The sequence below is a fragment of the Caballeronia sp. LZ065 genome (assembly GCF_031450975.1).
Classification (GTDB): Bacteria; Pseudomonadota; Gammaproteobacteria; order Burkholderiales; family Burkholderiaceae; genus Caballeronia.
Map to the genome: position 1 here is coordinate 141,929 of NZ_JARUXV010000005.1, position 20,027 is coordinate 161,955.

Below are 20,027 nucleotides of genomic sequence, written 5' to 3' on the forward strand. Positions count from 1 at the left end.
TGGCGACAATGCATGAAGCCTTCCTCAAACTCGCTGCCTGCATGATCTGCTGGAATACTCTTCAACGATCTGCTCAGGCATTTTGAAACCACCTCTTAGAAAAAGGTGGAAGAGGAACTGCCAAACTTGCGAAAGGTGAGACTGTCGTCTTGCACCCATACATGCCCGTGGATTTGAACATATTGATGATGCAACGGCCATTCGGTGCGGTCAACTGCATGCACGCCATCGGCCCTAGTCATTCTTCGCCAAGACCGCCTGGGAAATCCGGAACATTGACAGTTTTCGCTGGTGACCGCGCGGCGCAGCGGGATGGCTGCTCCCCGCGTTTGCCAACTGACACTGTCGACCCTGAGCAGCCAATGGCTCCCCGCGAGTTGTGCGTCCGCTTTCGAAGTGGAAGCGGCCCGTCCCATACCAACGCCGAATGATAGAAGGCAGTCGACCGAACCCTCACCGATTCTTCCCGGTGCGGAGACCATCGGTGTTTTTCGGTCTACCCGATTCGATGCCCATCGCTTTATGCCTCCCAGGAATGACTGTTATCGATGGCGCCGGCCTTCTTCGAAAAAGCGCTGACCTTCATCATTTGCTCATCGTCAACCAACAGGAGCAGCACGATGAGCAACTTCCAAACCTACACCATCGACACCGCACCGACCGCCTCGAAGGCCGTTCTCGAAGACACGAAGCGCGCATTTGGCTTCGTCCCCAATCTTCAGGCGCATATGGCGGAGTCGCCCGCGCTGCTGGCCGGTTACTCGGCGCTGTGGGACCTGTTCTCGAAGAGCACGCTGACGCCGCACGAACAGCAGGTCGTCTACCTCACATCGAACTTCGAGAATAACTGCCACTACTGCATGGCCGGTCACAGCACGCTCGCAAAGATGATCAAGATGGACGCAGGCGTAATCGCCGCACTGCGCGCCGGCACACCGCTACCCGATGCAAAGCTCGAAGCGCTGCATCGCTTCACGACCCTCGTGGTGCGTGAGCGCGGTTTCGTCCCGGACGCCGATGTCGACGCGTTTCTTGCCGCCGGCTACACCCGTCAGAACGTCCTTGAAGTAATCCTCGGCGTGGCGACCAAGGTGATGAGCAACTACACGAACCACATCGTCCACACGGCACTCGACGGCTTCATGGCCGGTAACGAGTGGACCAAACCGGTCGCTGTCGCTGCTGCAGCCTAAGGCCGTCCACGGGAGCCCTTACGGCTCCCGTCCAAGCCACACAGAAGTTCGCCTAGAGCCCGCCATGTCCACGTTCGACCGCTATAAAAACGCCTATCCCAATGCACGACTGACCCGTACACCGGACGGCGTGCTCGAAGTCCGTTTCCATACCGAATGCGAGAAGCTCGTCTTCAATGGCCACACGCATGAACAGTTCACCGATATGTTTCATCAGATCGGTGAAGATCCGGATAACCGCGTAGTCATCCTGACAGGAAGCGGCGACGCATTCATGGACGCGATCTCGCCGGAAGGTTTCGATTTCTTCACGCCGCGTGGCTACGACAAGATCTTCCGCGAAGGCCGCAAGATCCTGATGAACATCCTGGACATCGAAGTGCCGATGATTGCTGCGCTCAACGGCCCGGTCCTGCTGCATTCGGAATATGTCCTGCTGTGCGACATCGTGGTGGCGACGCCCGAGACCGTGTTCCAGGACCTGCCGCACGCCGCGTTCGGCATCGCTCCCAACGACGGCGTGCATCTGCTGTGGCCGGAAATGATCGGCAGCATTCGCGGCCGGTACTTCGTGCTCACGCAGCAAAAGCTCGACGCTGCAGAGGCGAGGTCGCTGGGTGTGATTAATGAGATCGTGCCTGCAGATCAGTTACTCGAACGTGCGCACAACATCGCCGCGACGATCGCAAAGCAGCCCCCGCTCACCACCAAATACACCCGCATTGGCCTGACTCAACGTCTGCGTCGTGTGATCGACGAAGGCATCGGCTACGGCCTTGCGCTCGAAGGCATCACGGCGGCCGAAGTGGCTCGCATCGCAGCAGCACAGAACGCAGCCTGAATCCATTATTCCTTTATTCCTCTCGACGGAGAACACTCATGTCACTGCAAGACAAACTGGACGCATTCCGGGCCGACTTCAAGGCTGGCAAGCCGCCCTTCAACGCTCCTGCGGAGATTCATCCGGTGATGGAACGCGCCACAGCAGAACTGATTGCCAGCGGACAAGCGGGCCGCGCGATTAAGGCCGGCGACCGCGCCCCGCATTTCAACCTTAAGGATCAGGATGGCAACGACGTGTCGTCCGCTGCGTTGCTGGTGAAGGGTCCGATGGTGGTGACCTTCTATCGCGGTGTCTGGTGCCCGTATTGCAATATCGAATTGCAGGCGATCAACGAGGTGCTGCCGCAGATTCAGGCCTATGGCGCGAACGTCGTGGCGATTTCTCCGCAAACGCCGGTCAACAGCCGCAAGTCCGTGCGCACCAACGAACTGGGCTTTCCGGTGCTGAGCGACGTGAACGGTCAGACGGGCATGGACTTCGGATTGCGCTTCGCGTTGCCCGACTATCTGGTCGACTTGTACAAGAACCTGAAGAACGATCTGCCCGCGTTCAATAACGACCCGAGCTGGACCTTGCCGATGCCCGCGCGTTACGTCATCGGGCAGGATGGCATTGTGCTGTATTCGGAGGTCAACCCGGATTACACGCGTCGTCCCGATCCATCGGACATGTTCTCGGTTCTAGAAAAGGCGACGGCCAACGCCTGAGCCTTACCGCGCAACGCCGGGCAACAGCCATGCCGCGCCGGAAAACCCGGCGCGGCTTTTCGATTCCTTCAGGTTCTTAAAGGACATTTGATGACACAACGTACATTTCTCATCACCGGCGCGACCAAAGGCATTGGCCTCGCGTTGACAGAACGGCTGATTGCCGATGGCCACCACGTGGTGGGTCTCGCGCGCGAAGCAAGCGATTTTCCGGGCGAACTGGTCCGCGTCGATCTGGCCGACCGTGCCGCAACCGGTGCGGTGCTCGATGACCTCGTGCGACGTCACGCATTCGATGGCGTGGTGAACAACGTCGCATTAGTCAGGCCGCAGCGTCTCGGCGAAGTCGCGCTAAACGATCTCGACGACGTTCTCGCACTGAATCTTCACCCTGCCGTGCAAACAGTTCAGGCGCTGCTTCCCGGCATGCAAGAACGCGGCTGGGGACGCGTCGTGAACATTTCCAGCCTGACAATTCTCGGCATGACGCAACGCACGGCCTACGCAGCGGCGAAAGCCGCGCTGGTAAGTTTTGCGCGTTCGTGGGCGCTGGAACTGGCGGGCACGGGCATTACGGTGAATGCCGTCGCGCCGGGCCCGACCGAGACCGTGCTGTTTCGCGCGAACAATCCGCCCGGCAGCGAGGGCGAGAAGCGTTATCTGTCCGCAGTACCGATGGGGCGCTTCGGCCAGCCCCATGAAATTGCCGCTACGACCGCGTTTCTGCTATCCGACGCGGCCGGCTTCATGACCGGTCAGACGCTTTACGTCGACGGCGGTGCGTCAATCGGCAAGCTTGCTTTCTGAAGTTTCGTTGCCGCCGCCTGTGACGCCCAGTATTTCCTCCACGAAGGCGACGAACGCTCGCGCCTTCGCACTTACCAGGCGCCCGGCCGGGAAGACTGCCCAAAGGTCGATCGAAGGCAATTCCCAGTCGGTCAGCACGGCCTGAGCCGTGCCGTCGACAAGTTCAGGCGAAAACATCCATTCCGATGCGATTGCAAGACCAATGCCGCCGAGCACTGTTGTACGCATTCCTTCAGCGCACTGACGCTGACGCGCCCGGATACGACAACCGCCGTTTCTTTACCGCGCTGGCTGAACGCCCAAGACTCGCCACCGCCTCGCAACGAATACACGATCACCTGATGCTGGCTAAGCTCCGCAGGCGTCGTCGGCACACCCGCTTCGGCTAGATACGCAGGCGTGCCGACCACCAGCCGACGGCTTTGCGCGATGCGCCGTGCGGTCATCGTTGAATCGTCGAGGGAGCCCATGCGCAGCGCCACATCCACGCCTTTTTCGAGCAGGTCGATGGTGCGATCGTCTAGCACGATATCGATCTGCAGGTTAGGGTGCCGGTCCAAAAACGTCTTCAGCGCCGGAAGGATATGCAGCCGCGCGAAGGTCACGGCTGCGCTGATGCGCAACACTCCAGATAGCCCGATCGACGCGTCACGCGCGACATGCTCGGCGAGGTCTACCTCTTCGATTGCGCGTCTGGCATGTTCGTAGAAGCGCTGACCTGCATCGGTGGGCGTCAGGCCGCGCGTCGAGCGCAACAGCAGCCGCACGCCGAGTCGCTCTTCGAGTTGCGCAATCGACTTCGAAACCGCCGGTTGACCTAGCTTGAGCCGCTTGGCGGCCGCCGAGAATGAGCCAGCCTCCACCACGCTGACGTACGTTTCCATTGCTGCCATCCGGTCCATGCCGTTGCTTCTCCTTGCGGACCGTGAAAGTCCTTGTTGTGGCTGTGATGTGTTCAGGCGGGAGTCTAGCGCGTCAGAACATGGGATCGATGAAATTGCCGATGATCGGACTTTGTCATCTGACTTCCGTTCACGAATGCAATCCGCAATGCAAGCGGCCCCGCCGCAGGATCGCCTGCGGCGGGGCCGGTTTGCGATGCGTGCAATCCGGTTCAGAGAACCGGCGCGGCGCTATGGAAGGAGTAATCGGTGTAACCGCGTGCGTTGCCGCCGTAGAACGTCGAGCGATCGTAATGGTTCAGCGGTGCTCCGACGCGCAGTCGCTCGGGCAGATCTGGATTGGAGACAAACAGGCGCCCGAACGCGACGAGATCAGCGTCGCCTGCTTCGATTATGCGATGCGCGCTATCCGCTGTGAAGCCGCCCGCTGCGATGAGTGTTCCCTTGAACACGCACCGCAAATTTTTCGCCGAGACGGCGGATGCCGCTGCGGCGACGTCATCGTTACCGCGCACACGCGGCTCGACGACATGTAGACACGCGAGCCCATAGCCGTCCAGGCGCCGCGCGACATAGCCGAACGTGGCATGCGGATCGCTTTCGGACATCGTGCCATACGAGCTTCCCGGCGATAGGCGGACTGCGATCTGGTCGGCGTCCCACACCGAAGCGATTGCGTCGATCACCTCGAACAGAAAGCGCCCCCGGTTCTCAAGCGAGCCGCCGTATGCATCCGTACGGTGGTTCGCGCCGTCCTGCAGAAACTGGTCGGGCAGATAACCATTAGCGGCATGCAGTTCGACACCATCGAAACCGGCCTGTTTCGCAAGCGTCGCAGCGTGACGAAATTCTTCGATCACGCCAGCAATCTCTTCCAGCGCGAGTGCGCGCGGGACGACCTGCTCGACCTCGATAACGCGCCCGCTTTCGTTGTGAATTGCCGAGTGTTCATAAGCGCGCACGGCAGAAGGCGCGACCGGTGATTCTCCGCCGATGTTGGCGGGATGCGCCTGTCGTCCCGCATGCCATAACTGCAGGAAGATACGTCCGCCTTTCGCGTGGACGGCGTCAGTGACGCGTCTCCAGCCGCGTGCATGCTCTTCGGTGTAGATGCCCGGTGCGCCCACATAGGCGAAACCGAGAGGAGACACGGACGTCGCATCGGAAATCAGCAAGCCGCCCGACGAAGCGCGCTGCGCATAGTACTCGACCATCAGATCGCCCGGGACGTTCTGCGCTTCGGTGCGCATCCGCGTGAGCGGCGCCATGACGACGCGGTGACTGACAGGATAAGGACCGACCTGAGTTTGAGTAAAGAGAGGGTTCATTGCGCGTACCTGAAAAAGGGAGAAGACCTGTGGATCTTCGGGGCAAGTGCGATTCTGCAGAAGACAGCAACGGGCGATAGCTGTCATTCCTGCGCGGAATAACGAGAAGCATCCGACTCCGGTCGTCCTGAGCCATTCCTTGGAGGAATAGCGCTTATCACTCCGACCGGACTTCACCGGCGATCGAATGCCGCGCACAGTTCGTCTCACGCCAAACCGCTATCTCTCTTAGAGGATCACACGCCATGTACCACGTTCATGCATTCGCCACGCCCAATTCCGTCAAGGTGCCGATCGCACTCGAAGAACTCGGAATCGAGTACACGCTGCATGCAGTCAACGTTCGAAAGGGCGAACAGAAGAGCGATGCGTTTCTTGCCTTGAACGCCAACGGAAAAGTGCCTGTGCTGACCACAGATGATCGCGATTTCGTGCTGACCGAGTCTGCGGCTATCCTCGTTTATCTCGCCGAGAAGCACGGCAAGCTGCTCTCGCAAAACCCGGTGCGCCGGGCTCGCACGTTTGAACAACTGTTCGTTCATGCTTCAGGACTGAGCCCGGCCTTCGGACAGGCGGGTTACTTCCTCAAATTCGCACCGCAGCCGCTGCCGCATGCCATCGAGCGCTTCTCCGGCGAAGCGAACCGTCAACTGAAACTGCTCGACGGTATTCTTGCCGGGCAGTCGTTCGTCGCGGGCGACGAGTATTCCATCGCGGATATCGCCCACTTTGGATGGATATGGCGACGCGCGTTCCCGGCTCTGACACTCGACGAGGTGCCGCATGTGCAACGCTGGTACGACGCGATGATTGCCCGGCCGGCCGTGACGAAAGCAATCGGGAAACTCGAACGGCTTGCGAATGCGAATGGGTGAATCGGTTATACCATTCACGTATGTTGACCGGCAGGAAATCGTACGTCGGTCGACTGCTCGCTCATGCTCCATAACCGACGGGCCAGTTCTGGGTCGACCGCCCAAGGGAGCACACAGGCTGTCCCTCTCTCGGACGAGGCGATATCGCTGCTCGACAAAGGTCCGCTCTCGGAGGTGGACCCGTCGTTAGTGCGTTCGCGCAGGCACCCAGACGTACGTCCGAAACTGGCCGAAAGCACGAATTGGCGAACCCGGGACACTCAGGACAATGATTTACCGAGCGCGAACTTGCAGTCACACATAGCTGATGAGCGCGCGTCCGTTCGGAAGCGACGTAAGTACAAAGCTGGCCGGGTTGAACGACCCATTCAGCGCAAGCGCAACGGTAGACCCGTTGTACGAAAAAATTCGCGCGGAGAAAGGCCGGCTGGACGTGCTGTTCGCCAATGCAGGAGGCGGCGCAATGGTGCCGCTGGGCGATATCACCGAAGCGCACTATCACGACACCTTCGACCGCAATGTGAAGGGCACGCTCTTTACCGTGCAGAAGGCGCTGCCGCTCTTGTGGAAGGGCGCATCGGTGACTCTCGCGGAATCGACCAGGACGATCGAAGGCACAGCCGCGTTCAGCGTGTATTCGGCATCGAAAGCGGCGATCCGCAACTTTGCGCGTAGCTGGATTCTCGACCTGAAGGACCGCGGCTTTCGCGTCTACACCATCAGCCCCGGCGCGACGAAAACGCCTGGTCTGGTCGAACTGGCGGGACCGGACGAGACTCAGCAACAAGGTCTACTGGATTATCTGGCGTCGCGCATTCCGATGGGCCGCGTGGGCGATCCTGGCGAGATCGCGGCGGTGGCGTTGTTCCTGGCATCGGATAGTTCGAGCTTCGTGAACGGCGCCGAATTATTCGTCGATGGCGGTCAGGCGCAAGTGTGAGCCTGCCGATGAGCGGCCCGGTTTCATTCGAAGCGAACCGCGTGTCCGTGACGTCAGGAAATCCGGCGATTCATCACATCGGCCCGAAAGGTTTTTCCGGGCCGCGTCGACCACCAGATCAGAAACAGCAGGACCAGTTGCAGCGGCAACCTTAGAACGAGCGCCCAATAGGGAACCGCCGGGAATTGATGCGCCTGCTGAAGCATGTAGATATTGGCGGGCGTCACCGCGATCGTCAGCAGAATCAGGCCCCATCCGGCCAGGGTTCTCGTGACGCGCAGCAGCAGTCCGAACGCCCCCAGCAGTTCAAACACGCCGCTGACGAGAACGATCATCCGATGCTCCGGCAGCCACGGCGGAACGATGCGCATCTCCAGATCGGTCGCGGCAAAATGCGCGATGCCGCCGATGAAGAACCACAGAATCACGAAAACCAGCGCAGGGGTTCGGCCAATCTGCTTACTGCGGGACAAAGTCATTTTTCGCGCTCCGCACGTGAACGATCCGGCACGTTCCGGTGTATCCGGTGACGGCCGAGGCAACACGGCGACGCATCGTTCGTGCCGCTCGCACTGGATGCGCGCGTCTGCGTTCGACGCGACCGCGATCCACAAGCGCGCAAAACGCTACGCTCGCAGATCGCAGAAAAAACGACGTTAACCGCGCGTGCCAGAAGCCTGATCCGCGGGCGCGGCGTGATGCAACTCTGGCTCGGCCATCGGGAAACCGCGTGCTTCGACCGGCACCGCGCCTTTACGCAGCTTCGCCACCTGATCCGCACTCGCCTTGCCGCCCGCGTTTCCCCAACTCGTCTGGATGAAGCTGACCACATCGGCCACTTGCTGATCGGTGAGGATGTCCGCGTACGGAGCCATCGTCAGCGTCGACGGAGCGGTGTTCGTCGCCGGTTGCGCGCCGCCGGACAGCACGATATGAATCGCCGATGTCGGGTTCGACGTCTGCAAGACCGGATTGCCCGCCAGCGCCGGGAACGCGCGCCCATTGCCCTTGCCGTTCGACTTGTGGCAGGCCGCGCATCGGTCGAGATACAACTGCGCGCCTGGCACCGCAGGCACGTGACCGGCATACAACTGCCCGGCCACGTGCGAGTCGTACACATACGGCGTGGCGTTGGCGTGCTGCGGCGTCAGCGCCTTCAGATACAGCGCGATACTCTGCAAATCGCGCTGCGTCATGAACTGCGTCGAATCGGCGATGACATCGTTCATCGCGCCGAACGACGCCGTGTGCGTGTTGCGCCCCGTATGCAGGAACTCGACGATCTCCGCTTCGCTCCATCCGGCGAGGCCGCCGCCGTGCTCGTTGCGCAGACTCGGCGCGACCCAGCCATCGACCGCGCCGCCGCCCGCGAGGTAGATCGAGTTGCCATCGCCCGTCAGCGCTTTTTCTTGTAGCGTGACGCCACGCGCCGTGTGACAACTGCCGCAATGGCCGAGCCCTTCGACGAGATATGCGCCATGTCTCGCCGATGCATCCGTGGCCGTCACATCCGCGAACGGCTCCGGCGTGGGCGCGAAGGCCCAGCGCCATATCTTCAGCGGCCAGCGCATCGACAGCGGCCACGGAATGTCGTTCTTGCGATTCGCCTGCGCGACCGGCTCGACGCCATGCTCGAAGTACGCGTAGAGCGCCTGCATGTCGTCATCGTTGACGCGCGAATACGACGGATACGGCATCGCCGGATACACCGCGTAGCCAGCCTTCGACTCGCCATGCCGCATGAGCGCCGCGAAGTCCTGATACGTCCATTTGCCGATGCCGTTCTCCCGATCCGGCGTGATGTTCGTGGAATAGATGCGGCCGATCGGCGTCTGGATCGCGAGACCGCCCGCGAATGGCTTGCCGTTGCGCGCCGTGTGACAGGCGATGCAGTCGCCGGCCCGCGCGAGATATGCGCCGCGCTGGATCAATCCGGCGTCGGCGGACGTGGCCGCATGTGCGGAACCAAGCGCCAAACCGCACAGCGCAGCCGCCGCCAGAATCAAATGTTTGAATGTCATGTTCTGAATGTCCTCACGCATCGATCAGAGGACGCGGATCTTTGAGGTATTGCTCGCGGATGGCCTTGGCGGACCAGTAAGCGAGCGCGGTGGCGAGTCCCGTCGGGTTGTAGCCGATGCCAACCGGAAACACGCCCGAGCCGACGGCGAAGACGTTGTGCACGTCCCAGCTCTGCAAATAGCGATTGAGCACGCTGGTCTCCCGGTCCGGCCCCATCGCGACGCCGCCCGCCCAGTGCGTCGTCTGATACGGACGCAGATCGAACTGATCGCCCTGCTTCATCATCGTCACGCCGATGGACTTCGGGTTCATCGCGTGCGCCACCTTTATCATCTGGCCTGTGACGTAATGGCTCATGCGGATGTCGTTGTCCTTCCAGTCGAACGTGAAGCGCAACAGCGGCTGGCCGTACGAATCCTTGTAATTCGGATCGAGATCCACGAAGCAGTCGCGATACACCATGTTCGCGCCGTGCACATCGAAGGAAACGAAGTTGGTGTAGCTGTCCTTCGCGGCCTTCTTCCACGCCGCGCCCCACTTGGGCGTGCCATCGGGAACCGGGATGCCGGAAATCGGCTTCACGCCCGCCGGGTTACACCACACTGGCGCGCCGCCGACGAAGCCGAGCGGTCCGTGATTGAAGTTGTCCGCGTTGAAGTCGTCGAGCGCGACGCCGTTGCCGCCCGCGCCGATGAAGTTGTTCGTGTTCTTGCCCGGCTCGAAGAACGCTTTGACCGTGGACATCGTCTGATAAGCGATGTTCTTGCCGACCGCGCCCTTGCCCGTCGCCGGATCGTAGGGCTTGCCGACGCCCGACACGAGGAACAGATGCGCGTTGTTGTACGCGAACGTGCTCGCAATCACGATCGATGCCGGTTGATGCACCTCGTTGCCTTGAGCGTCGATGTACGTCACGCCGGTGGCTTTTTTCTTCGTATCGTCGAGATCGATGCGCAGCACGTTGCAGTTCGGCCGCAGCTCGAAATTCTTCACCTGCCGCAGCGCGGGCATGATGTTCACATTCGGCGATGCCTTCGAATAGTTGTAGCAGGCGTAGCCCGAACAAAAGCCGCAGAAGTTGCACGGACCCATCTGACAGCCGTACTGATTCGTGTACGGCTGCGACACGTTCGCCGACGGTTCCTGAAACGGATGCAGACCGACTTCACGCGCGGCGACTTCGAACAGATGCGCGGTGTACGGCGTCTTTTGCGGCGGCAGCGGAAAGTTGTCGGAGCGGTTCGCCTCGAACGGATTGCCGACGCCGTTCGCCGCGATCTGCCCTTTCACGCGATACGCCTGCCCCGACGTGCCCATCATCTTTTCCACGAAGTCGAAGTGCGGTTCCAGTTCTTCGTAACTCACGCCGAAGTCCTGCAGCGTCATGCCTTCGGGAATGAATTTGCGGCCGTACTTCTCTTCGTAATGACTCTTGATGCGAAGCTCTTCCGGATAGACGCGCCAGTGCTGTCCCGACCAGTGCAGCCCCGCGCCGCCGACGCCTTCGCCCGGCTTGAACGCCCCGATCTGCCGATACGGCAACGCAGGATCGTTCGCGTTCCAGCGAAACGTGAAGCTGGTCTTCGACATGTCCTGAAACAGCTTCCAGCGTTGCAGATAAGTCAGTTCGTCGATGGTCTTCGGATACGCGCCATCGGGATACGTATCGCGATACGCGCCGCGTTCGAGCGCGAGCACGTTCAGTCCCGCCTCGGTCAATTCCTTCGCCATGATGGCGCCGGTCCAGCCAAAGCCGACGATCACGACATCGACTGGCTTCATGGTTTTATTGCTCATTGTTTTCCCTTGAACGCGAGTGCTCCGCGCTCCTTCGTGGAACCGGTTCCAGAAAGAAACGTAAGAAGTCCGGCAATTGCAGCCAATTCAGCCGATGGACACAGGCGGAAGCGGATAGCGCACGCCGTACTGTTCGACCTGATCCATGTAATCCGCACGCGCGCCGGGAAAGTCGATCATTTTCCAGGCGGCCATGTTCTTGTTGCCGCCGTGCTTCGGATCGCAGAAATAGCCCTCGTGCGTGTTCTGAAGCAGCAGCGCGAAAAAGTCGGCGGGCGGCACGTCGCCGATGGCGAGCTTGCCGTGTTCGAGCTGACCGACGAGCGCGTCTTTCGTGGATTCGTCGAGTTCGGCGAAGACTTTGCCGTGCGCATCGCGCGTAGCTTTATCGAGGCCATTGAGCGCGTGGCGATAGAGGTCGCGCGGCGCGAAAGGAAGTTGATAGCCCTTCAACGGTGACGCATTCTTCGCGAACGGTCCTTGCATGTACCAGAGCGCGCCGTGACCGTAAGGCGTATCCATCTGCTTGTCGATGAATTCGGCGACACCGGCTTCGATCGCGCCGGGGCCGGTTTCATCGGCGGGAATGAGACGGTCGACGAGCGCGTTGAGCGCGTTCCATTCCGAGGCGTTGAAGTAGCTTGGCTGATACTGCGCGTGACTCGTTGCCGCGCGCACGATGGTCGAACTGGCGACGCTCGAGCCTAGCGCAATAGCCGCTGGCGCGATGGCGACGACATCGCGCATGAAGCCTCGCCGCGCAGGCGAGATCTGGATAGTCTTTTTCATGTAATCGTGGGTCGTGGAGAAATGACCACCGCAGCTTCGCGACAGTCCGTTCGGATACCGGCCAGTATTCGACTGGCGCGGCATGTCACCCCATGTTCCACGTGCCGGCAGCATCATGACGGCCACCTGACAGGCAAGAGTCTAACGGGTTGCGACAAAACGCGCTTTGACGGTGACAGCGGGTCGAGATAGATGGCCGCATCGTCAATGGGATGCTTGCCCGCCGTGCCGGCTCGTCTCATCGGCGAACGAACCCGGCGAAGAAAATCGGCGACGGAAAATTCGCCACGAAACGGAACCGGTTGCATTCCCTACGTTGCCACGGTCGCAAATCCGGCAGCACAATCGCTTTAGCGCTCAGCTTTGGAAACTCACCGACTGGAACAAACGTTGCGCTGGCTTGCCTGAACTACAGGCACGCCACACCAACTTCCACGAGGGTTTATCAGATGAGCATCGCATCCGCACTTGGCCTCAACAGCGCCCGAAAAATCCGCTACGCAGTCGTCGCGCTCGGCGATATCGCGCAGGAAGCGATGATGCCCGGCGTCGAACACACCGGTAACTCCCAGATCACCGCGCTCGTGTCAGGCGATCTCGACAAGGCGCGCAAGGTCGCCGAAAAGTACGACATCGCCGACCTCTACACCTACGACCAATTCGACGAACTGCTCGCTTCCGAGAAAATCGATGCAATCTATCTCGCCACGCCCAACTGGCGACATGCGGAGTTCATCGTTCCAGCACTGAAGGCGGGTGTTCACGTACTAACCGAAAAACCGCTCGAAATTTCGACGGAAAAATGCAAAGAGATTGCCGAAGTCGCAAAGGCATCGACGGCGAAACTGATGGTCGCGTACCGGTTGCACTTCGAACCGGCCACGCTGTCGGCTATCGAACGCATTCGTTCGGGTGATCTCGGCGACGTGCGCCTGTTCTCGTCAACGTTCGTGCAGAAGGTCGATCCGGCTAATCATCGCGCGAAAAGCGGTGTCGAAGCAGGGCCGGTCTTCGACATGGGACCGTATCCCGTTAATGCCGCGCGTTACGTGTTCGAAGCGGAGCCGCTCGAAGTCGTATCCGCCGTGGGCGTGCGCCACCCCGACGCCGGACTCGGCGACTTCGACGACACCGTATCCGTCACGCTGCGCTTTCCAGGCGACCGCCTTGCGCAATTCGTGCTCTCCTACACGCTCAACACGCTCGATTCCTTTTTCGCACTCGGCACGAAGGGCAACCTCGCAATGCAACCGTGCTACATGTACGGCAAGCCGTTGCAGCACACCGTCACCATCGGCCAGGATGAAAAATCCGAGTCCTTCAGGAACACCGACCACTTCGGTGGCGAGCTGAAATACTTCTCCGACTGCATCCTGAACGACACGCATCCGGAGCCCGACTTCGAAGAAGGTTACGCCGATGTGCGCGTGCTCGAAGGCATCGTCAAGGCGATGGAAACGGGCCGTCCGGTCACGTTCGAACCGTTCGAACGCACGCGCCGTATCGATACGAAAGCGCAGCTCGAAACGCTGCGTGCGGTGAAGTCGCCGGAACTCGTCGACACGAGCAATCCCGGCGCGGGCGTCGACAAGGTGCCGAAAAACTGATGGTGCGCATTCAACGCAACGCAGACGGTTTCCTGCCGCTCGATGCCTACGCCGCATTGGGCAATGGCCGGTACGTCGCGCTCAGCGGCGCGGACGGTTCCATCGACTCGTGGTGCGTGCCGAGCATCGATTCGCCGCCACTGTTCGACCGCCTGCTCGATGCGCGCAACGGCGGCTGCTTTTCGATCACGCCCGTGGAACCGTTCGAAGTGGCACGACGCTACCGCGACGACAGCAACGTGCTGGAAACGGAGTTCGTTACGGCGTCGGGCCGTGCGAAGCTGGTCGAGTCGCACAATAGCGGCTCCGCGGGACGGCTTCCGTGGGCGGAACTGGCGCGGCGCTTCGAGGGCATCGAAGGAAGCATCCGTTTCGATATCCGAATTGTATTCGGACGCCGCGACGATTCCATCAGCCCGTATTGCTCGACCATCGGCGGGCGCGACCTGTTCCATGCGGGGCGGATGCTGGGGCTGCTGCTGCACGGTACTAGCGTCGTGATCGATGAACGTGCGGATGAAGGCATTCGTGCGCATCTCACTGTGCGCGCGGGCGAATGCGAGACGCTCGCCGTCGTCGCTGGCGAGGATGAACCGCTCGTCGTGCCGCCCATCGAGGATATCGATGCGCGGATCGATACATCGGATGCTGCATGGCGCGAATGGACTGCGAATAGTCGTTATGACGGGCCGTACCGTTCGCTGCTGATCCGAAACGCGCGGGCGCCGAAATTCCTGCTGTATTCGCCCAGCGGCGCGATTGCCGCTGCCGCGACGACTTCGCTGCCGGAGCAGATCGGGGGGAACAAAGGTACCGATCTATCAAAAGACTCAAAAGCCAAACTCAGGCGCGACGGCTGAACGAGCGCCCAAGAAAGACCCTGGGTTACGAAACGCCAGCCGAGCGATTCCAGCAAACTATTGCATCGATCGGTTGAATCCGCCACCGACTTCGGCCACAACCTCCCGTTGGCTGCCTCGGTGACGTTGCCATTCGAACGGCGGTTGGGCTCGCGGAAGCGGCCGTTGGCATGGCTCCATCCGTTCCGCGACCCTTCTTGCGCAGGCGCTCGAGGAAATCATCAAACGTGAACTGCCTAGCGTCCAAGCCCCGCCTCGAACTGCTTGAACCACGCTTTGGCCTGCGCCCGTTCTTCCGGCGTCATTCTGTCCCGCCACTCCTGCCATCCGCGCTCGCGGTCCCGCATCAAGTGAGCATCTTGGTCTCGTTGTCGAGCTTCCAACACTGCTTATTGCCGCGCGCGCTGCTACTCGTGGGTCTTGACCATGCGGTCCCAGGCCTCGGCCATTTTTTGCGGTGACCGAGATGGGTCAGCTTGCGCGACGAGACAGCGATCCGTGTAGCCGGCGACACTCAGTGAGTTTCCGGCAGGCCCGATGATGACCTAGCGTCTTGACCGGCGCGCGGGCCTCGCTAACGGTGAATATCAGGCCGATTCGAATAAAGCTCGTTCCTGCCTGACAGATGCATCTTCGCACTCAAAACGCGGGCGAGTTCTTTCGCGAAGGCCACAGTTTGCTTCGCATCGCCGAGCCTAAACCGTCGCATATGCGGCCCTCGTTCATGGGCAAAGTGAGGCAAGATGCCCGAGAGGCAGCCGTCGCTACTGACGATGCTCGTCCTGACGATCACATCGGGACGCGTTGCACCGAGTTTTATCCGCGCGACGCGCCGCTCATTCCTGGAGGCGACGCGCTCATCGAATAAAACGATGCGAGTCTCGCTGACTTCGAACCGCAGATGTTGCGCGAAAGGTCGAGCAACAGAGAGGTTGGTGGCCAGATCCGAAAGCAGTGTGGCTTCGAGAGGCGAAACCGATTGCAATGTTCGAACGGCCTCGGCTAGCCCCATGACATCGACCGTCGATAGGCGTTTTTTCGGCTTGACAACGTCCTCTTCCGATACGGATGCGGCCGGCTTTATTGTGGCTCTGGCTCCCCGAGGCGGAACCGGATTCGGGGTTTGCGCGGCCGCGCTTGGCCCGGTGGCATCGACCGTCGATTTCGACTTTTTCGACTTCGCAATGCTCGCTTCTAACACGGATGAGTGCGGCGTCACTGCGGCTTGCTTGTTCGAAGCGCGCGCCGCCGGGCACTTTGCGGTGTATGCGTCGCCATCGTTCCAAACGGATGTGTCCACTTCACCGCTACTGATGAACGACACCACCTCGTTCAGCGCTTCTTCGAAAAACGTGCCGTCCACGCTCGACAACGTCACGATCTTGCTGTTGTCGTCCACGCAGAGAACCCAGTGAAAGCCGTTCGTTACAGCGCCTCGCACACCCGGTTTCAGGTACTTCCGTATGAGCTCCGCCGAAACGGGCTTTCGGAATTGCTTCGCTTCGACCATGACGCGCGGGGAACGAGTGACGCTGTCGAGGAGTGCAATGTCCACCTTCTGAAAAGTCTCATGCGCGCTAGGTTGCTGAAACTCATAGTAAGAGATCAGACCGGACGTCAAATTGGCGAAATCGACCACTGGGCTAATCAGATGATACATAGCCCAGCGCTCCGATGACTGAGGCGCCGCAAAATGTTTGACTAGGTTTTGGATCAAGGCCTGCTTGTCCATAAAGACGTTCCCCGGAACTATTTAATGTGCGACGGTTGGCGCGTGGAACAGCGGCTCATTGGAATAACGGCAGTCTTGGGCGGAACTTGACGAACCGCCCTCATGTATCCGAAGGCTCGTTGATAGCCAACCGTCAGACCTCGATTGTACGGGCGAGGTTCAGAGTTAGCCTACGAATGAGCGACGCTGACGAGATTCATGCAGCGCGGGTCACAATTGATGTGTCGCACGTCCCGAACGAGACCGAGCCAGATTTTGCATGTTCGCGTCGTCGGCACGTCCCTCCCCGATAACGGTCATAGCGCCGCACATGGATTTGACGTCTGTTGGGGGGATCGACCGCAACCCGACGCGGCGGACCAATCGCCGACCGTGATGGCCGATCTATGTCAGACCGAATCCAGCTAGCTGGCGATACCAGACCGCCGTATTCCATGGATGCGACTTATATTCGCGGCCGTCCGGGAAACCGGAAACTCGACGGAGCAATCGCTGGTCGAGCGCTGACGCTGATCCGGGATCGCTACGCCGATTTCGGCCCGACACTGGCCTGCGAGAAGCTGCGTGAATGTCACGGTTTAACGTTATCCAAGGAAACCGTTGCGCCACCTGATGACCGAGGCAGGCCTGTGGATTCCCCGCACGCAGCGCCCGCCCAAGATTCACCAACCAAGGAATCGGCGCTCGTGTCTGGGCGAACTGGTTCAGATCGATGGCAGCGATCACCGATGGTTCGAAGACCGAGCCCCGGCGTGCACGTTGCTGGTGTTTATCGATGATGCCACCAGCCGGCTGATGACCCTGCACTTCACCGCGACCGAGTCGACGTTCAGCTATTTCGAGGCGACGCGCAAATACAGCGTATGGCAAGCCGGTGGCTCTCTACAGCGACCGCGCCAGCGTGTTCTCGTGCAACAGTCATTCGAGTACCCCCGGCAAAGGTGTGACCCAATACGGACGGGCCTTGTACGAGCTCAACGTGGATACGCTATGCGCCAACAGCAGTCAAGCCAAGGGACGCGTGAAACGGGCCAATTTAACCTTGCAGGATCGGCTCGTTAAGGAATTGCGGTTGCGCAAGATCGACACGCGGGAGGCGGCGAATGCCTATGCGCCTCACTTCATCGCTGACTTCAATGGTCGTTTTGGGAAGATGCCCAGGAGTGGCTTCGATGCGCATCGCGCGCTGCGCGAGGATGAGGATCTCGACCTGATTCTGACGCATCGGGTGTCGCGTTGCGTGTCGAATAGTTTGACGTTGCAGTACGTCCGAGTGATCTACATGCTGGACGACACGCCGCAGACACGCGCCCTCGTCCATCGCTATATCGACGTGTACGAATACCCGGATGGTCGCATCGAAATTCGGGCGGATGGAGACGCGCTGGCCTATCGCCAGTACGACCGGTCATCCGTGGCGGATCAGGGTGCCGAAGTGGATAACAAACGCCTGGAGCATGTGCTGGCATTATCGCGTCAGGTGCGGATGGAGCGCGACATGGTCATCGGGATCATCCCCAAACACCCTGCCTGAAAAACTAGCAGGATAGGTTGATTGCCCGGTTCAATTTTCGGTCGGCGCGATCCCTACAAGTGGCTCAATTTCCGGTCGGCGTAAACAGGTATGCGGATATGATCGTCTTTGTCGCATGAGCTTCGCCTACGTTTGAACGCCAGCTGCGCGTTCAACACTTCACGTGATTGAGATATTCACGCGTCCTGTTCTGCGGTCGCCCTATCGAGGGGTTAGACGATACATTGAACTAGGTGCATCGGTTGGCCACATGTTGCAGCACAGCCCGCCCATGTTCCGTCAAGTGAGGGCGCTCCACTCCCGACGCCAATCTCTCCAATAGAACAAGCTGTCGGTCACACAGCGCATGCAGATCTCTATAGTCCAGTTCACTTTGAACCGGATTTGCATCAAGCAGCATCAATGCCGCGATCTCATGCACAAGCCTGACATCGGCGCCAGGCCGGATCCTCGCAGCCAGCCACAATGCTCGTGAAAGCCCTACCAAGGTTACGCTAAAGATTCCGGGAGGCTGGTGGAATTCAATTTGGTAGACATTTTGAAAAATTGGGCGCACGAGCACTTCGCGGATGTCAGTGCCAGCGGCGGTGAGCGTTTTCATGAGCGCATTCGCGGAATTGACCGATAGATTTCAAACTTCCAAAGCCCGATCCACGCATGAGCGGCCAAGATGGCAGCCACGCTGCAGTACGCCCGCTGCTAGCCTGCCATCGACACGTTAGGGAGAGCGACCCTTATCACAAGGCGCGATGAGTCATTGCCGAGCGAAGGCCAGCGGTGGAGGTGCGGTCCTAGCGGAGGCGCGGGTCTTGTACGACGGCTGGAGCCTCCGTTCGCTAGTTAGTAAGGAGCCGATTCGCACGAGTACGCGCGCGAGCCATTTGCGTCTGCCAAGCATCAAGCGATGCTGACGTGGTGCGCTTGAAAAGCTAGCCCAACCGAGCCCAAGGCGGGGCGCCTGTTCGCCCCCATGCATGCGACCGCGTGCGGCGCGTTCCTGGCGCTCGTCTACGCGCCCACGAACTCCCGGATCATGGTGTCCACAGTATCGTGCTCGATCCGTGTGAGCATGTACAGAAGTAATCAATCAAACCGCTTCGCAGACGGCATCGCCTTCTCGCGGGGCTCGTGCGCATCATGCCGTTTCCTTCGTGGTGCGCGCGGCGATGGCCCGGGCATCGTCCCTGCCCTGCTGCGTAAGGGTGAATCGTGCGTAGTTACGCGTGTGACTGTCCTCACGGACCGTCTTCGACTCGCGAGTCGCCTGCCCGCGATCAACAATCTCTGTCAAGTCGACAACCAAGTGGCGAGCGCGCTCGCGCCCGCCGGGCATAACATAAGTCTGCGCGCCTGTTGCGACAATGAAGTCTGCTTCGAAGTCGCGCATGCTCGTATCGACGGACGGGCCGTAGCGACCAGACGCCATTGCGACGAGTAGCCATTCAAGCCGCTCGCGTAGGGCCATGCGCCCGCCGCTCATGCCATACCTCGCATCAGGGTCGCGCGAGCGCTCACCTGCATCTCTGCCAAGGTTTCGCTCGGCGAGAACGCGAAGCGGCTTGCCTGCGCCTTTTGGACGGTCGCGCTGCCCGTGACCGCCCACGCTTTCATCGGATAGCCGCCCCAGCTTTCGTCGGCGCAGTCTTTGAGTTCGCCCGTTGCGCGCGCCGCTTCGAGCATGCGACGGATACGTTCATAGGGCACGCCCGCGCGCTTGGTGAGCGTCTTCGCGCGGGTGGAGCCGTACTCCTTCAACTGGGCGATTTGGGTTGCGCGAATTTCGGCATCGCTCAATTGCACAGGTGCGGTGTCGTTTTTCATCGTTGTATCCGTGAGGACGGAGATGCTTATGCGCGGGCGGTCAGCACGCCGACGGGCACCGGGCCGGGCGCGTATTTGTCAAACTCGGGCGCGCGACGGCAACCGCCGACCTCGTTCCACGTCAGGTCGAGCATCGACGCACCTTCGCGCCGCGCGCGCGCACCGGATACGGCGAAGACGACAACGAACCTTTTCCCTAGACCTTCGCCGTGGTCAACCTGATACGCTTTAGGCTTCTGTGGGGTTGTCATTTCGGCTCGATCTTCAGG

At 60.3% G+C, this 20,027-nt stretch carries 18 protein-coding genes and 2 pseudogenes; 9 read left to right on the forward strand and 11 right to left on the reverse strand.

The window, feature by feature from the left end; all coding sequences use genetic code 11:
• Positions 1-620 precede the first annotated feature (620 nt).
• From QCE63_RS34445 to QCE63_RS34460, 4 genes are all read left to right on the forward strand, one after another.
• Positions 621-1,193 carry a carboxymuconolactone decarboxylase family protein gene (locus QCE63_RS34445; protein WP_309839616.1) on the forward strand — a complete coding sequence of 191 codons (573 nt, stop codon included), beginning with the start codon at positions 621-623 and terminating at the stop codon, positions 1,191-1,193.
• Between the two features lie 64 nt (positions 1,194-1,257).
• Positions 1,258-2,034, forward strand: coding sequence for an enoyl-CoA hydratase/isomerase family protein (locus tag QCE63_RS34450; RefSeq protein ID WP_309839617.1), 777 nt, complete (start codon positions 1,258-1,260; stop codon positions 2,032-2,034).
• 38 nt (positions 2,035-2,072) lie between these two features.
• Complete coding sequence (locus QCE63_RS34455; RefSeq protein WP_309839619.1) at positions 2,073-2,744, forward strand: peroxiredoxin-like family protein; 672 nt, start codon at positions 2,073-2,075, stop codon at positions 2,742-2,744.
• Positions 2,745-2,834: 90 nt separating this feature from the next.
• A complete protein-coding gene (locus QCE63_RS34460; RefSeq protein WP_309839621.1) occupies positions 2,835-3,551 on the forward strand; it encodes an SDR family oxidoreductase in 717 nt (238 codons plus the stop codon).
• Here QCE63_RS34460 and QCE63_RS34465 read toward each other — a convergent pair.
• Both QCE63_RS34465 and QCE63_RS34470 read right to left on the reverse strand, forming a co-directional pair.
• A pseudogene (locus tag QCE63_RS34465) lies at positions 3,528-4,453 on the reverse strand (LysR substrate-binding domain-containing protein). The gene QCE63_RS34460 and the pseudogene QCE63_RS34465 sit on opposite strands and share 24 nt — an antisense overlap.
• Positions 4,454-4,665: 212 nt before the next feature.
• Entirely contained in the window at positions 4,666-5,781 is a 1,116-nt protein-coding gene (locus QCE63_RS34470) for an alkene reductase (protein ID WP_309839757.1), read from the reverse strand.
• 245 nt (positions 5,782-6,026) lie between these two features.
• On the opposite strand from QCE63_RS34470, the gene QCE63_RS34475 reads away from it, so the two are divergent.
• Both QCE63_RS34475 and QCE63_RS34480 read left to right on the forward strand, forming a co-directional pair.
• Entirely contained in the window at positions 6,027-6,656 is a 630-nt protein-coding gene (locus QCE63_RS34475) for a glutathione S-transferase family protein (RefSeq protein WP_309839623.1), read from the forward strand.
• A gap of 307 nt (positions 6,657-6,963) precedes the next feature.
• Positions 6,964-7,596, forward strand: a complete 633-nt coding sequence (locus QCE63_RS34480; RefSeq protein WP_404990240.1) for an SDR family NAD(P)-dependent oxidoreductase — start codon at positions 6,964-6,966, stop codon at positions 7,594-7,596.
• Positions 7,597-7,649: 53 nt separating this feature from the next.
• On the opposite strand, the gene QCE63_RS34485 is transcribed toward QCE63_RS34480, so the two are convergent.
• The 4 genes from QCE63_RS34485 to QCE63_RS34500 form a co-directional block, all read right to left on the reverse strand.
• On the reverse strand, positions 7,650-8,075 hold the full coding sequence (locus tag QCE63_RS34485) for a hypothetical protein (RefSeq protein ID WP_309839625.1): 426 nt from the start codon (positions 8,073-8,075) through the stop codon (positions 7,650-7,652).
• Positions 8,076-8,252: 177 nt separating this feature from the next.
• Positions 8,253-9,617, reverse strand: a complete 1,365-nt coding sequence (locus tag QCE63_RS34490; RefSeq protein ID WP_309839627.1) for a cytochrome c — start codon at positions 9,615-9,617, stop codon at positions 8,253-8,255.
• Positions 9,618-9,630: 13 nt separating this feature from the next.
• Positions 9,631-11,415 carry a GMC family oxidoreductase gene (locus QCE63_RS34495; RefSeq protein WP_309839628.1) on the reverse strand — a complete coding sequence of 595 codons (1,785 nt, stop codon included), beginning with the start codon at positions 11,413-11,415 and terminating at the stop codon, positions 9,631-9,633.
• Between the two features lie 87 nt (positions 11,416-11,502).
• The gene (locus QCE63_RS34500; RefSeq protein WP_309839630.1) at positions 11,503-12,204 is read right to left on the reverse strand and encodes a gluconate 2-dehydrogenase subunit 3 family protein; all 702 of its coding nucleotides are present in this window, start codon (positions 12,202-12,204) and stop codon (positions 11,503-11,505) included.
• Positions 12,205-12,653: 449 nt separating this feature from the next.
• Here QCE63_RS34500 and QCE63_RS34505 point away from each other — a divergent pair, with 449 nt between their 5' ends.
• Together QCE63_RS34505 and QCE63_RS34510 are read left to right on the forward strand one after the other, a co-directional pair.
• Positions 12,654-13,811 (forward strand): Gfo/Idh/MocA family oxidoreductase, encoded by a 1,158-nt coding sequence (locus QCE63_RS34505; protein ID WP_309839631.1) that lies wholly within the window; start codon positions 12,654-12,656, stop codon positions 13,809-13,811.
• The gene (locus tag QCE63_RS34510; protein WP_309839632.1) at positions 13,811-14,671 is read left to right on the forward strand and encodes a trehalase-like domain-containing protein; all 861 of its coding nucleotides are present in this window, start codon (positions 13,811-13,813) and stop codon (positions 14,669-14,671) included. Before QCE63_RS34505 ends, QCE63_RS34510 begins: the two co-directional genes overlap by 1 nt.
• A 574-nt stretch (positions 14,672-15,245) precedes the next feature.
• Here QCE63_RS34510 and QCE63_RS34515 read toward each other — a convergent pair.
• Positions 15,246-16,403, reverse strand: a complete 1,158-nt coding sequence (locus QCE63_RS34515) for a hypothetical protein (protein ID WP_309839634.1) — start codon at positions 16,401-16,403, stop codon at positions 15,246-15,248.
• 452 nt (positions 16,404-16,855) lie between these two features.
• Between QCE63_RS34515 and QCE63_RS34520 the strand changes: the two are divergent.
• Positions 16,856-17,901: pseudogene (locus QCE63_RS34520) on the forward strand (ISNCY family transposase); the annotation flags it as partial.
• Between the two features lie 265 nt (positions 17,902-18,166).
• Here QCE63_RS34520 and QCE63_RS34525 read toward each other — a convergent pair.
• The 4 genes from QCE63_RS34525 to QCE63_RS34540 all read right to left on the reverse strand — a co-directional run bounded on the left by QCE63_RS34525 (position 18,167) and on the right by QCE63_RS34540 (position 20,009).
• Complete coding sequence (locus tag QCE63_RS34525; protein ID WP_309839636.1) at positions 18,167-18,538, reverse strand: hypothetical protein; 372 nt, start codon at positions 18,536-18,538, stop codon at positions 18,167-18,169.
• Between the two features lie 534 nt (positions 18,539-19,072).
• Positions 19,073-19,324, reverse strand: coding sequence for a hypothetical protein (locus QCE63_RS34530; protein WP_309839638.1), 252 nt, complete (start codon positions 19,322-19,324; stop codon positions 19,073-19,075).
• 89 nt (positions 19,325-19,413) lie between these two features.
• A complete protein-coding gene (locus QCE63_RS34535; protein ID WP_309839641.1) occupies positions 19,414-19,758 on the reverse strand; it encodes a hypothetical protein in 345 nt (114 codons plus the stop codon).
• Positions 19,759-19,784: 26 nt separating this feature from the next.
• Positions 19,785-20,009: a hypothetical protein gene (locus QCE63_RS34540; RefSeq protein WP_309839643.1), complete on the reverse strand. Its 225-nt coding sequence runs from the start codon at positions 20,007-20,009 to the stop codon at positions 19,785-19,787.
• Between the last annotated feature and the right edge of the window lie 18 nt (positions 20,010-20,027).

Excerpts from the sequence above, each read along its gene's own strand:
- QCE63_RS34460 (WP_309839621.1), top strand. The coding sequence starts at position 2,835 with ATGACACAACGTACATTTCTCATCACCGGCGCGACCAAAGGCATTGGC.
- QCE63_RS34530 (WP_309839638.1), bottom strand. The coding sequence starts at position 19,324 with ATGCGCGACTTCGAAGCAGACTTCATTGTCGCAACAGGCGCGCAGACT.
- QCE63_RS34480 (WP_404990240.1), top strand. The coding sequence starts at position 6,964 with ATGAGCGCGCGTCCGTTCGGAAGCGACGTAAGTACAAAGCTGGCCGGG.
- QCE63_RS34525 (WP_309839636.1), bottom strand. The coding sequence starts at position 18,538 with ATGAAAACGCTCACCGCCGCTGGCACTGACATCCGCGAAGTGCTCGTG.
- QCE63_RS34445 (WP_309839616.1), top strand. The coding sequence starts at position 621 with ATGAGCAACTTCCAAACCTACACCATCGACACCGCACCGACCGCCTCG.
- QCE63_RS34470 (WP_309839757.1), bottom strand. The coding sequence starts at position 5,781 with ATGAACCCTCTCTTTACTCAAACTCAGGTCGGTCCTTATCCTGTCAGT.
- QCE63_RS34505 (WP_309839631.1), top strand. The coding sequence starts at position 12,654 with ATGAGCATCGCATCCGCACTTGGCCTCAACAGCGCCCGAAAAATCCGC.
- QCE63_RS34500 (WP_309839630.1), bottom strand. The coding sequence starts at position 12,204 with ATGAAAAAGACTATCCAGATCTCGCCTGCGCGGCGAGGCTTCATGCGC.
- QCE63_RS34540 (WP_309839643.1), bottom strand. The coding sequence starts at position 20,009 with ATGACAACCCCACAGAAGCCTAAAGCGTATCAGGTTGACCACGGCGAA.
- QCE63_RS34495 (WP_309839628.1), bottom strand. The coding sequence starts at position 11,415 with ATGAGCAATAAAACCATGAAGCCAGTCGATGTCGTGATCGTCGGCTTT.
- QCE63_RS34510 (WP_309839632.1), top strand. The coding sequence starts at position 13,811 with ATGGTGCGCATTCAACGCAACGCAGACGGTTTCCTGCCGCTCGATGCC.
- QCE63_RS34485 (WP_309839625.1), bottom strand. The coding sequence starts at position 8,075 with ATGACTTTGTCCCGCAGTAAGCAGATTGGCCGAACCCCTGCGCTGGTT.
- QCE63_RS34475 (WP_309839623.1), top strand. The coding sequence starts at position 6,027 with ATGTACCACGTTCATGCATTCGCCACGCCCAATTCCGTCAAGGTGCCG.
- QCE63_RS34535 (WP_309839641.1), bottom strand. The coding sequence starts at position 19,758 with ATGAAAAACGACACCGCACCTGTGCAATTGAGCGATGCCGAAATTCGC.
- QCE63_RS34455 (WP_309839619.1), top strand. The coding sequence starts at position 2,073 with ATGTCACTGCAAGACAAACTGGACGCATTCCGGGCCGACTTCAAGGCT.
- QCE63_RS34450 (WP_309839617.1), top strand. The coding sequence starts at position 1,258 with ATGTCCACGTTCGACCGCTATAAAAACGCCTATCCCAATGCACGACTG.
- QCE63_RS34490 (WP_309839627.1), bottom strand. The coding sequence starts at position 9,617 with ATGACATTCAAACATTTGATTCTGGCGGCGGCTGCGCTGTGCGGTTTG.
- QCE63_RS34515 (WP_309839634.1), bottom strand. The coding sequence starts at position 16,403 with ATGGACAAGCAGGCCTTGATCCAAAACCTAGTCAAACATTTTGCGGCG.